The organism is Spirochaetae bacterium HGW-Spirochaetae-1, assembly GCA_002839375.1.
Taxonomy (GTDB): domain Bacteria; phylum Spirochaetota; class UBA4802; order UBA4802; family UBA5550; genus PGXY01.
The window spans coordinates 349,831-362,453 of sequence record PGXY01000003.1; the positions used below are offsets into that span (position 1 = coordinate 349,831).

Below are 12,623 nucleotides of genomic sequence, written 5' to 3' on the forward strand. Positions count from 1 at the left end.
TCCTCACCCACTACCGGCGCACAAGCCGGGTTCTGTTCCGCTTTTCAAAAAATTTCAGAAGGGCCGGTTCGATAGGTTCGCCGGTATCAAGAAAAACGGCATCCATCTCCTGCAGGACGGGGAAATGACCCTTTTCCGGAACGGTATCGGACAGGAAGACCTTTCCCGTTTCCAGATCCATAAATTCCGTGAGCCCGAAAAATCTCATCTCCTTTTCCATGGGGTCCGAAATCTGCACGGGGATGATGTCATGCTTCCGCCCCAGGAGACGCAGCTTCAGCTGAAAATTTTTGCTGTCATCGAGAAAATCCGATATGCAGAAAATTACGCTGCGCTTTTTCATGACCCGGCTGACGAAGTCCACGGCCGCCCCGATATCGGTGCCCCTTCCCGCGGGCTCGCACTTCATGATCTCGTCCAGGACCTTCAGAATAAATTTCCTTCCTTTCCGGGGCCTGATGAATTTTTCAACGCGGTCCGTAAAAAGAAGGACCGATACGCGGTCATTGTTCATCTGCGACAGGTAGAGGAGCAATGTCACCAGTTCCAGAGTAACATCGCGTTTGGACCTGCGGCCGCCGAATTCCAGTGAACCCGAGAGGTCCACCATGAGCACGACCGAAAGCTCGCGTTCCTCGATGTATTCTTTTATAAAAAGATGGTTCATCCTGGCCGAGACATTCCAGTCTATGCTGCGCACGTCATCGCCGGACTGGTACTCCCGGACGCTTTCGAAGGAAAGACCGAAGCCCTTGAAGGCCGAGTGGTACTCCCCCACGAAAGTAGTGTTGAGTTTTTTCCCGGTCTGGAGCTTTATCTTCCGCAGCAGGGAAAGCTCACTGGATTCCCGTTCCTCGTTTATTGTCCTGTCACTCTTCAATCCTGACGCCTCTATGAAATATGTTTTCTGTACATGTATTAATCCCTTTCAGGGATAGCGATGGTCCGTGTATGTAAAAAGCTCCATGCGTCCGCCGGGTTCCGCAACCGCTTTTATGGAACTTCCACGGAATCAAACAGCATCTTCACCACGTCATCGGCGCTCTTCCCGTCGGCCTCGGCCTCGTAGGAGAGGATGATGCGGTGCCGCAGAACATCGGCGCCTATCTCCTTAATATCATCGGGCGTCACGAATCCCCTGCCGCGCATGAAGGCGACACAGCGCGATGCCTTCATGAGTGCGATGGAGGCCCGGGGGCTCGCCCCGTATTCGATGTATTTTTTCAGTTCCTTGCGCGTCGGCTTCCTGGTTTCGCCCGTGATGGTGACGATGTAATCGATAAGCTTATCGTCGATATAAATGGATTCGATCACCGGAGCCTTGTCCAGTATGACCCCGGCGTGGATGACGGCCGAAATGGCGTCGATATTAATATCCTTAAAACGCGTAAGGATATTTTTTTCCTCTTCGGCAGTGGGATAGTCCACCAGGACCTTCATGAAAAATCGGTCCAGCTGCGCCTCGGGGAGGGGATAGGTCCCTTCCTGTTCAATGGGATTTTCCGTGGCCAGAACCATGAAGGGACTTGCCAGGGGAAACGTTTCATCGCCGATGGTGACCTGTTTCTCCTCCATGGCCTGGAGGAGCGCCGACTGGACCTTGGCCGGGGCCCGGTTGATCTCATCGGCCAGGAGAATGCTGGTAAAGACCGGTCCCTTTTTCGTGATGAAATCAAGGTCGCGGGGATTGTATATACGCGTACCGATGAGGTCCGCCGGCAGAAGGTCCGGCGTGAACTGGATACGGCTGAAGGCCGTGTCAATGGCCCGGGCAAAGGCCCTCACCGTCAGGGTTTTGGCCAGACCCGGCAGTCCCTCAACCAGGATGTGGCCGCCCATAATGAATGATATAATTATGCGGTCGATGAGCTTTTCCTGGCCCATGATGACCTTGCCTATTTCGTCACGTATCTGCTGAACAAAAACGTTTTCCTTTTTCACCTGTTCCGTGAGTCTTTCAATTGCCACATAATCCATGAGAACACCCCTCTTATTGCTGATTCATATGGTTATTATAATGCAGATTTAAAAAAATATTGCTGTAAGTCAATGATATTCAGGCATGACTTTCATTTTCCCCTGATCAATTCATATTCAATGTATCGTAAATAAAAAGTGGTTATTTAAAACGAGTAAAAGGTTCAACTGTTAAGTATTTGGAGGGATCATAAGGTTACAAAGGAGGGTTCGTAATTATAAGGATATACTAAAAAATTTGCACTGCCATCATTCAGCAGGTACTTCACTTCCCGGTTCATAATAAAAATCTATTGAAACAACATCGCCATCTCCATTAATACTGTCAGAATAATGTTTAATCTGATAATCATCTTCGTATAAATACACATTAAGTGAAGATGTAAAATTAATTACACCAGTTACACTAACTTCAAATGATGTAAAGGTCCCAAGATCCGCCTCATATTTATAAAGATTAGAACCTACTGATGTCTCAGTTCCGTTTATCTCCGTTGTATCGGTATTTTTCATATAATAGCCGCTGAAGGACTCCCCAACGGAATAAACAATCAGTTTATAATAACCGGGATCATCGGCAAGCCCGCAGTCAAGGCCCATGAATGAAAAGGGCGCAACACAGATGAGGAGATATATGAGGTGCTTTTTTATGTTCCGGTTCAGTTTCAAAATCTTTTCCTTAAAAAGCGATCTGTTTACAATATAATAAAAAATCAGTCCGAAGGAAAGGCGTCAAGCAGTAAAAATAATAAATAACCTCACCCCGGCTCCGCCGCGCCCTCTCCCAGTGGGAGAGGGCTCTTTAGCATAAAATTTCTGCTACGACCTCCCCCTCTCCCTTCGGGAGAGGGGGCCGGGGGGTGAGGTCATGTCAACCCTTGCCGGCTGAACCCAGGACATTGATATTCTTGTGCTTATAAAGCTCTTTGAGAGAGTCACGTGCCGGTCCCAGGTATTTTCTCGGGTCGAATTCACCGGGAGAATCGACAAAAACCTTCCGCACCGCGGCGGTCATGGCGAGGCGCCCGTCGGAATCGATGTTTATCTTGCATACCGCTGATCCGGCTGCCCTGCGGAGCTGGTCCTCGGGTATGCCGATGGTGTCCTTGAGTTTTCCGCCGTTGCTGTTTATGACCTTTACCAGGTCCTGGGGCACCGACGAGGAGCCGTGCAGTACAATGGGAAATCCGGGAATGCGTTTTTCGATCTCTTCGAGGATATCGAAACGAAGAGGCGGCGGTACCAGGATGCCCTCGGCATTGCGGGTGCACTGTGCGGGCTTGAACTTGTTAGCCCCGTGCGATGTGCCGATGGATATGGCCAGGGAGTCAACGCCGGTCTTTTTCACAAAATCCTCCACCTCTTCAGGCTGCGTGTAGACCGATTTGGCGGCCACCACATCGTCCTCGATTCCGGAAAGAACCCCCAGTTCTCCTTCCACGGTGACATCATATTTATGGGCGTACTCCACAACCTGGGCCGTGAGTTCCACGTTTTTCTCATAGGAATGATGGGACCCGTCAATCATGACCGAGGAAAATCCCGTCTCGATGCAGCTTTTACATAATTCAAAGGTGTCGCCATGATCCAGGTGCAGTACGATGGGTATCTGATAGCCCAACTCTTTGGCAAACTGAACCGCTCCTTCGGCCATGTACCGCAGCATGGTCTGGTTGGCGTATTTCCGTGCCCCGGCCGATACCTGGAGAATGACCGGTGATTTGGTCTCCACGCAGGCCTGTATGATGGCCTGGAGCTGTTCCATGTTGTTAAAATTATATGCGGGGATGGCGTATCCGCCCGCCACAGCCTTTTTAAAAAGATCCCTGCTGTTAACCAGTCCAATGTCCTTGTAGCTTACCATAGTGTACTCCTTGATATGTTAAATTAAAGTATGTCGATTCATGAAAGAAAGAAATATGGTAGCAGAAAAGGCCGGTCAATTGCAAGCAAAAAATAAGGCTCTGACCCCGAAGGAGATCCCGTGATGCACAAATATCAGCCATGATTTGCCTTGATATGCGCGATTAACTATTGACATAATGTATCCCGTGAATTTATGATCAAATATTACATTTGATTCCGGTAAAAGGACTACTACAAATATGAATACACTGATTATTATATGGATCATAGGCCTCATAATACTCATACATGAAGCGGGACATTTTATTGCTGCCCGGGCCGTGGGCATTCCCGTATCACGCTTCTCCCTGGGATTCGGGCCGCGCCTCTGGAGTTTTAAAAATAAAGAAACTGAATTTCTTGTCTCCAGTATCCCCCTGGGAGGATATGTGATGCCCGCTGTAGACAACATGGAAGATTATCAATCCATTCCGGCCTGGAAAAGGATTGTTCTGTCCCTGGGCGGCCCCCTGGCAAACCTGGCTGCGCCCCTTCTGATTCTTTCGCCCCTTTTCGCCCTGCTGCACGGTCCGTCGCTCCAGAGCATCTTTCTGGAACCCGTGGTTTACACCATAAATCAGCTGACCATGATCATCACCGCAATCCCGTCACTCTTCACCGGGCCCGGCCAGCTTTCGGGAGTCGTGGGCATCGTTGCCATGGGGAGCCGGGCCACGGCCTCTGACCCGGTGAAAATAATCCTCTTCTCATCGCTCCTGAGTCTGAACCTGGCCGTGTTCAATCTTCTCCCTTTTCCCGTCCTGGATGGCGGGAAAATACTCATGTATATGCTGGAGAAGATCCATCCCCGGCTGAAGGTGGTACAAATACCTCTCAGTATTGCGGGATGGGTTATAATGATGGGTCTCATGGTCTATGTAACCTATGTCGATGTGGTGAGGATTCTCTCATAGGGGGGCCTGATTTATACTTTTTCCCTGTTCAGGCAAAACACCTATTGCATTATTCATCAAGGCGTGATTGTATATATGCATGCATCACTGTTACCAAACATGTACCGTTAAGGAGTCCCGCACAGTGAAAACCCTTTTCCCCATACTCATTCTCATTGCCATCTTCTTTACGGGAACCGAAGCCCCGGGCCAGGAATCCCCCACCGGCATAAACAAAGAGAAAAAGATCATTCCCGTGGAATTGTCCCTGTATTCCCCCCTGGAGATTTTTCCCGGCTGGAACGAGGAAATACACGGGGTGCACCTGTCGCTGATATATGGAAGAACAGGCTCACTGAAGGGATTTTCCCTGGGTCCTGCTCACCGCGTTGAGAATTCAGTCCTTGGAACAGAACTCGCTTTCTTCAACAATGTGCAGGGCGATGTGACGGGTGTCCAGGCTGCCCTTGTCAATCTCTGCATGAACCTGCGGGGGTTCCAGGCTGCGGTTATCAACCTCACCGGACCGGAGATACGGGGTGTGCAACTGGCAGCACTGAATATCACGGGAGTCCTGGAAGACCGCTCTTCGGGATATGTGGATACGGCCGTCGTCAAAGGAACCCAGATTGGCTTCATCAATAAGACCGATGATCTGTACGGTGCACAGATCGGCTTCATCAACATCTGCCGAAACGGCACGGGGTGCCAGGTGGGCCTCATCAACATCAGCCGTGAAATGACCGGGGCCTCCCTGGGTTTTCTCAACATCTTCACGGGAGGCGGCGTGGACCTGTCCCTGTACAGCGGCCTGTATACCCTCACGAACCTGTCGGTCCGCTCCATGGGCAAATACAGCTACGGCATATTCAGTGCAGGCTTTGACCCCAGGCCCGGCGGCACGACGGACCGGGCCTCCTTCGGTTTCGGTTTCGGAGCCCGCATCCCCCTACCGATATCTTTTTACGCCGACACGGACCTCATGTTCCATTTCATGTCACGGGGATTCAACGGCGATCTCTTCAACATGGACAGCTCGGGCAGCGAGGGATACGCCGCCGTCACTATCAGGCTGCTGCCGGGCTGGCAGTTCAGTGAACGCTTCAGCCTCTTCGCCGGACCGGTCTGTCTCATCTATCCCGCGGTGAACCGGGACTTCGACGTGAAGATCGGGGTCAACGGCGGCGTGACAGTAACAATTCTGTAAAGGAGGAGTATCATGCCTAGACACCTGCTGCTGATTATCTCCATTGTGCTTGCCATAAGCTGCGCTTCGCGTAGTGAAAAAGGCGCTGTTGACACGGGAAAACCTTATATTAAAATCGATCTGACTTTCAATCCCGAAACATATCCATGGCTCATGGGGAAAAAATATCCCACCTTTGCCGTATGGATTGAAGAAAAGAAGTCAGGATATATCCGTACCATATTCGTGACGGGCAAGGCCGGAAAAAACAAGTGGATGATGGCCGACGAACGTCCCTCCTCGGCCCCGGTATGGCTGGGCATAAAAAAGAAGGCCGCATTGACGACGGAAATAGACAGTGTGACGGGAGCCACACCGGGAGGCGAGGGTTTCACCATATACTGGCAGGTCCCGGAGAACCTGGCGAACCGCAGCGTGGATATTTTCCTCGAGGGGAATGTTTCCTTTGACTACAACGATCATTACCGGAAGGATGCGGGGAAAAACGATACGGGTTACAGCGATGTAAACGGCCAGCCGTCCCTGGTGTGGAAGGGAACCATCAATACGGGCGGCGGTAACTCAGAGACAGTTCCGGTCATCATCGGTCACGGGAGCGTGCTGGGAACGGACAGCGTAATTGACAGCGACCTGTCTCGCATAACCAGCGCAAAAAATATCTTCTCATACATCAAGTATTCCTATTTCACGGGAACAGGCGGCAACAGGTAGCTTTAACGACGAGATGTCATTCTGAACCGGAAAAACGTCTTTCAGGAATCGAGCCTGGTTTTTTCCCGCTCCGCGAGAATTCCCCGGTCAGATAGAGACCGCAGTAGCAATGCCCGTGTTCCTTCTGGTCGGGGACGCAGTAATGGCAGGGACAGATGATATCCCCGTCCTTTTCACGGACACCGTCGGCATCCCTGCAGGGGCAGGAAAAATAGCCGTACCGGTTGTAGTTCACCGTAAGCCCGTCGATGATGATATTGAGAAACATCTCATCGGGATGAAGGTGCCAGCCATTCTTCTTTGCCACCATTTCCACGAAGGTGCGCGTATCTTCACTGGTTTTTTCCTTTCCTGGTTCCGGCATGACCATCCTCACTATACCTTATTTAATCTGGAATTTTTCCTTCCATTCCTCTTCTTTGTATCCCACAAGGACATCCTTTTCATTGATGACCAGGAAGGGGAAGCCGACATTGACATTGAATTTTTCCTTCAGACCGCTCTTCACGTTCTGTTTCACATCCATATCGAGCTGATCGATATAGATATACCTGAATTTTATTTTGTGAGTACGAAGAAAATATATACTCATTTTACAGAAGCCACAGGTGGAAAGGGCATAGAGAGCCACATCATCAAAGATTTCCTTCTCCCCTTCGGTGGTAAATTGTAATGTATCTTCCATATTTAGCATCCTTTATTATTTAGCATCCTTTATGCTGCGAGGTTAAATGCATACATATCGCCCGGAGAGGCGCACGGATATCTGTATATAACATATTGCCGTAAACAAAAGACGTCAAGCATATTCGGCTATAGCAGTCACGGGGAAGAATAAAATATTTCTTTTACCATCAGAGATAGTCAAGAAACTTCAGCAGACCATGAACCGTCATGAAAAGGCCCATAAGGACAAAGATAATACCCAGCACCTTGATAAGCTTTTTCTCATCCAGCCTGTTGGCGATGCGGGCGCTCATGAAACCCCCGGCCACGGCAGCAAAACCGATGATGAGCCCATCGGACGGGCTTATCTTCCCATTCGACGCATAGGCCATGCACCCCGAAAGGGCGGTTACGGCCATGATAAGGGTCGAGGTGCCGATGGCTTTTTTCACAGGATAATCGAGAATGAAAAAAAGTATCATGAAGGCCATGATACCCCCGCCTGAGCCGAAAATACCGGTCATGGTTCCCAGACAGTACCCAAGAAAAAGGGCCATGATGGTCCGCATTGACGGAGACCTGAACCTGAACTCCCTTGTTGAAAAGGAGCCATCACCGGCCACACGCCCCGATCCCCTGCGCACAAGTATGAGTGATGTAACCATCATGCCGCCGCCGAAAAGAATTCCCAGGCTGTTTTCCGGTATGGCCACGGCGAAACCGGCGCTCACCTGTGCGCCCAGTATGGCCCCGGCAGCCACGAATATGCCCGACCGCAGGTCCGTGTTGCCATGGCGATAATAGGCGTACGAAACTGCGCATGAAGCTATGACATCAGCCATGAGACTGGTTCCAATGGCGTCATGAACCGGCAGAAGGAGAAGATAATGAGCAAGCGGCACCACAACCATGACTCCCGAGGCTCCAGTGAGTCCCGTAACAAACCCGGTTATGAGGCCTATCAGAACGGACAGTATCAAATGTATCAGAAAGGCCCCCCTATTATATTTCCCAATTAATTACCTTATAAAATAATGACAGGTGCACAGGAAAGTCAAGATAAATAATCTCAAAATCCGTCCAGTCATCTGGTTTCCCGGCATATATGACCATTGCAAACCCTGGCCCCCCGATGTTCAATAATATTTTATTGATGACAACAAAATAACCCTTCAGTATATTATCAAAATGGTGCCCTGCTTCTCCGAAAAGGCCCTTTGTCATGTAAAATCGAATTCCCATACAGGTCTAAATGTTTAAAGAGATCCAATCATATTTTCTTCACCGTTATAACGAAAGCGATCTGCTTTTAAAAGAAAAGTCGTTGATGTTGTATTTAATTAACCTCTTCATCATCTTCTTTGTTCTGCCGGCCTTGATCGCCTATTTAAAGTTCAGCGGAAATAAATGGGATTTCATCTTTTTCCCACTGACGGCATACCTGTGCATAACAATCGTTTTAGCCATCCTGCGGAAGGGACATTATTTTCTGGCAGTACAGCTCATGCTTATATTTCTTTTCACCACGGTATGGGCATATACATTTAAGATCCTCGACGAGGACAGGAATCTCTATGAAAAGCTGGTGGGGCTATTCGTTAACCTTCTTATTTCAATGACAATACCCCTGATCCTGATCCGTCGCTTTGGAATTATAGTGCTGTACTCCGGTGTCAACATTGTTACCCTGACGGTATACTTCTATCTTTTGAATCAAAAGAACATCCTTCCGCCGGGGATGGCACTCAATTATTCCATTTTTTTCAGTTTGATATTTATCATTATCAATCTCGTTTCATTTATCATTTTTTATTCCTACAGACGCACCTTCGACAAGTTCAGTGTCTATGAGCAGGAAATCCAGGTCCAGAATGAGGAACTGCTAGCATCAAATGAAGAGTTCGAAGCCATGAATGAAGAACTGCTGGGGTCGCAGAATGAATTGATGCTGAGTGAAAAACGATATCGCGGTCTCTATGATAACGCCCTGGCCGGTATTATCTCCATACAGGAGCCCGATGGAATAATCCTGAAAATCAATGAAACGGGAAAACACATGCTGGGCTATGACGTGAAAGACGAGATTGAAAATAAACTGAAAATGACTGACGTATACGCCAATCCCGAACACCGCGAGAGAATACTGACCCATCTTATCCAGAACGGAAAAATATCATCGGTGGAAGTCCAGTACCGTAAAAAAGATAACTCCCTCATTTGGGCGGAAATTTCGGCCAGGCTTGTCAATCCCGGCAACCGCGTCGAGGCCGTATTCACCGATGTTACAAAACGTAAGGAAACCGAGGAAAGTCTCCACCGCTTGACCTTTTACGATCAGCTCACGAGCCTTCCCAACCGAAACATGTTTGCAGGAAAACTCAAGGAAGAGATCGTTAAATCACGCAGAAAGAATAAGGAAAATATTTTCGCTGTCATGTACATCGATATTGACAAGTTTAAAAATATCAACGAGATACACGGTCCCCTCTTCGGCGATGAAGTCCTTCTGTATACGGCGAAAAAACTAAAAAATCTCATCAGGGGGGACGACTTCCTGTCACGCATAGAACGGGACCGCTTCATGATCCTTTTTTCCGACATAGGCACCACGGATGGAATCATTGAAATCGTGAGAAAAGTTTTTGAACTCTTCACGGTTCCCTTTCCCATCAGCAACACTGAGATCAGCATCTCCATATCCATTGGGGTCTGTCTCTATCCCCATGACGGCGCAACGGCCGAAGAGCTCATGAAAAACAGTGAACGTGCGCTCCTCACGGCAAAGAAGGACGGGAATGCCACCTATCATCTCTACGATGCTGCACTGAACGAAAGACTTTTAAACAATCTCAGGCTCGAATTTGAACTGAGCAATGCAGTTCATGGTGAGGAGTTTTTTTGTCACTATCAGCCCAAGCTCACCATGGATAACCATATCATAGGAATGGAGGCCCTTATCCGCTGGAAGTCTCCCGTCCACGGGATAATGTACCCAAGCCATTTCATACCGCTGCTGGAGAAAAACGGCCTGATCATGGAGGCCGGAAGAATGGTCCTGGAGATGTCGTGCCGCCAGGCGAAACAGTGGTACGACGACGGATTCGATTCCCTGGTCGTAGCCGTCAATATCTCTCCCCTTCAGTTCCGCCAGCCCGATCTCCTGGAAACCATCAGGGAGGTTCTCGAAGACACGGGCCTTGACCCGAATCTGCTTGAGCTGGAAATCACCGAATCGAGCATTATGCAGAACGAAGATGAAAGCATCGAAAAACTGCAGGCCATCCGCAACCTGGGCATATCGATATCCATAGACGATTTCGGCACGGGCTACTCCTCCCTGAGCAAGCTAAAGGACTATCCCATAAACGTGCTGAAAATAGACAAGTCATTCATCGACACAATCCCCCTGGATGTGAAATCATCCACTATCGCCGCCACGGTGATAGAACTGGCCCACAACCTGGGATTCAAGGTCGTAGCCGAGGGAATAGAAAAGCAGGAACAACTCGACTTCCTGCAGAAGAACCATTGTGACCAGTACCAGGGATTTCTTTTCAGCAAGCCCGTTCCGCCCGAAGAGTTTACTGAACTGCTTAAGAAACATTTCCGGGGGCGGTAGATGGCAGGGGTCGCCTTCCTGGCGAGGGTTTGACCTTGATCAAAGGCCGGTGATGTAATCCCCGAGCGTCCGGGATCTGCCGGTTAGGGGGTGCTTGCACGAGCACCCCCTAACGACCCCCGCGTGCTCCTCAAGCGCCGGAGCGGCTTAGCGGCTCATACGCCGCCGAGGCTTACTTTATTGTTTGCAGAATTTTACCGGGAAAGCAATTTATTGCAGGCATAAATCTCCGGTTATCAACCCGTTACATGAATCACCGGTGGCGGTCTCGCAACGGCCATCGTGGCCGACTCGCCCGGGCCTCCATCGTGCCGGCCTTTCTACTTGATACAGATTGCAGTATAAACTATATGCACAACCCCTCTTTCAGACATGAAAATGTAATTGACGCGACAATATTTTGATGCTTTTATAACTCAGAAAAAGCAATTGAAAAATCAGGGCTGATTAATAATGAAAAATTATCTCTTTGAGGTTACAACTCCCTTAGAATTTATTATCCACACGACGTACGACTATTGGGAAAAACTAATCTTTAAACATCCGGGACTTGAAGGATTCCTTGTTACTGCGTATATTACAGACAAGATCAAAGAAGGTGAAATCATATGGCGGAAATAAAAGTATACTACGAGCAGGAAACCGAACTCATGACCATTTTCTGGCAGCCGCCGCGAAAGAACCAGATCTGTTCCGAACTGGATGACGGCATTATTCTCATCAAGGACGCAGCGACTAATGAACCGATCGGTATTGAGTTACTTTCCTACAAACCGGAGGATAACCGCATAAGCGGCATTTCTCTGCAAATCGACAAGGTTTCTGCTTAATGCCTTCTATTTTACTAAAGTGAGATTTAACACAGGAAGTACAAAAAGTTTCAGGCCGGGATTTTTTTGAACATCGAACTTTCTTTACCGAAATCTCTGGTGCGGGGTCCGGGGGTTTGTTGTTTTTCAAGATTATATTGGATGGCAATAAAATTTAGATCTATTCTATTTTGTAATTACTTTCCTCAACAATCGTATAAAATTATATTGTGTCAAAGTACAAATTAATAAAATTCCTACATATACTAACAACCTATATTGTACGGTATTTGGAAAAATTATTAATCGATAATAGAATAATATTATAAATACAATAGTAAATCCAGATTTGATCGAAATAATTAAAAACATAAAATGTGATCTTCTTAAAATATAAAATCCTATATATGTAGTTATAAATGCCGAAATACCAACACATAAACCTGTTATTCCGTACATTCTACCAATAATTTGAGGAACAATAATATTTTTATGATGAAATACTCCAGTAATTATTGCATCCCAACTTGAAACTACTAAGAAAGGAAAAAAATAAAAATAGAATATGCTTTTTTCAAATAAAGTGTTCATTTGGGCCTTTCTCAATTTTTTTCAACATCATATTAAGCACATTTTCGCATTTCATCTCTCTTGGGACTCACATTCCCCATTGTTGAATGTCGCCTGAACCTGTTATAAAAGATTTTGATGTATTCAAAAATATCACGTTTCACATCTTCCCAGTACAGTACTCCCTGGTAAATATTAATTCGGTTTTTAAGGTGCTGAAAACAAATTCAGCACAGGCATTATCCCAGCAATCTCCTTTAGGACTC

General features: G+C 47.8%; 13 protein-coding genes. 5 read left to right on the forward strand and 8 right to left on the reverse strand.

Translation table 11 applies throughout. From position 1 onward, the window contains the following. Positions 1-10: 10 nt before the first annotated feature. The 4 genes from CVV44_06175 to fba all read right to left on the reverse strand — a co-directional run bounded on the left by CVV44_06175 (position 11) and on the right by fba (position 3,841). Positions 11-919, reverse strand: a complete 909-nt coding sequence (locus CVV44_06175; protein ID PKL39806.1) for a DUF58 domain-containing protein — start codon at positions 917-919, stop codon at positions 11-13. Positions 920-993: 74 nt separating this feature from the next. After that, positions 994-1,977: an ATPase gene (locus CVV44_06180; protein PKL39807.1), complete on the reverse strand. Its 984-nt coding sequence runs from the start codon at positions 1,975-1,977 to the stop codon at positions 994-996. 249 nt (positions 1,978-2,226) lie between these two features. Next, complete coding sequence (locus tag CVV44_06185; protein PKL39808.1) at positions 2,227-2,646, reverse strand: hypothetical protein; 420 nt, start codon at positions 2,644-2,646, stop codon at positions 2,227-2,229. 202 nt (positions 2,647-2,848) lie between these two features. Then, positions 2,849-3,841, reverse strand: coding sequence for a fructose-1,6-bisphosphate aldolase, class II (gene fba, locus CVV44_06190; GenBank protein ID PKL39809.1), 993 nt, complete (start codon positions 3,839-3,841; stop codon positions 2,849-2,851). 241 nt (positions 3,842-4,082) lie between these two features. On the opposite strand from fba, the gene CVV44_06195 reads away from it, so the two are divergent. The 3 genes from CVV44_06195 (at position 4,083) to CVV44_06205 (ending at position 6,693) form a co-directional block, all read left to right on the forward strand. Next, positions 4,083-4,796, forward strand: coding sequence for a membrane-associated Zn-dependent protease (locus CVV44_06195; protein ID PKL39810.1), 714 nt, complete (start codon positions 4,083-4,085; stop codon positions 4,794-4,796). 124 nt (positions 4,797-4,920) lie between these two features. Next, the gene (locus CVV44_06200) at positions 4,921-5,982 is read left to right on the forward strand and encodes a hypothetical protein (GenBank protein PKL39811.1); all 1,062 of its coding nucleotides are present in this window, start codon (positions 4,921-4,923) and stop codon (positions 5,980-5,982) included. A 12-nt stretch (positions 5,983-5,994) separates the two neighbouring features. Beyond that, on the forward strand, positions 5,995-6,693 hold the full coding sequence (locus CVV44_06205) for a hypothetical protein (protein ID PKL39812.1): 699 nt from the start codon (positions 5,995-5,997) through the stop codon (positions 6,691-6,693). Positions 6,694-6,709: 16 nt separating this feature from the next. Here CVV44_06205 and CVV44_06210 read toward each other — a convergent pair whose 3' ends face one another. The 4 genes from CVV44_06210 to CVV44_06225 all read right to left on the reverse strand — a co-directional run bounded on the left by CVV44_06210 (position 6,710) and on the right by CVV44_06225 (position 8,583). Next, complete coding sequence (locus CVV44_06210) at positions 6,710-7,057, reverse strand: ferredoxin:thioredoxin reductase (protein PKL40131.1); 348 nt, start codon at positions 7,055-7,057, stop codon at positions 6,710-6,712. Between the two features lie 18 nt (positions 7,058-7,075). Further along, positions 7,076-7,387: a glutaredoxin family protein gene (locus CVV44_06215; protein PKL39813.1), complete on the reverse strand. Its 312-nt coding sequence runs from the start codon at positions 7,385-7,387 to the stop codon at positions 7,076-7,078. Positions 7,388-7,547: 160 nt separating this feature from the next. Then, a complete protein-coding gene (locus tag CVV44_06220) occupies positions 7,548-8,375 on the reverse strand; it encodes a hypothetical protein (GenBank protein ID PKL39814.1) in 828 nt (275 codons plus the stop codon). Beyond that, the gene (locus CVV44_06225) at positions 8,362-8,583 is read right to left on the reverse strand and encodes a hypothetical protein (GenBank protein ID PKL39815.1); all 222 of its coding nucleotides are present in this window, start codon (positions 8,581-8,583) and stop codon (positions 8,362-8,364) included. Before CVV44_06225 ends, CVV44_06220 begins: the two co-directional genes overlap by 14 nt. Before the next feature lie 28 nt (positions 8,584-8,611). On the opposite strand from CVV44_06225, the gene CVV44_06230 reads away from it, so the two are divergent. Next, positions 8,612-10,978, forward strand: coding sequence for a hypothetical protein (locus CVV44_06230; protein PKL39816.1), 2,367 nt, complete (start codon positions 8,612-8,614; stop codon positions 10,976-10,978). 608 nt (positions 10,979-11,586) lie between these two features. Then, complete coding sequence (locus tag CVV44_06235; protein ID PKL39817.1) at positions 11,587-11,808, forward strand: hypothetical protein; 222 nt, start codon at positions 11,587-11,589, stop codon at positions 11,806-11,808. Positions 11,809-12,623: the final 815 nt, after the last annotated feature.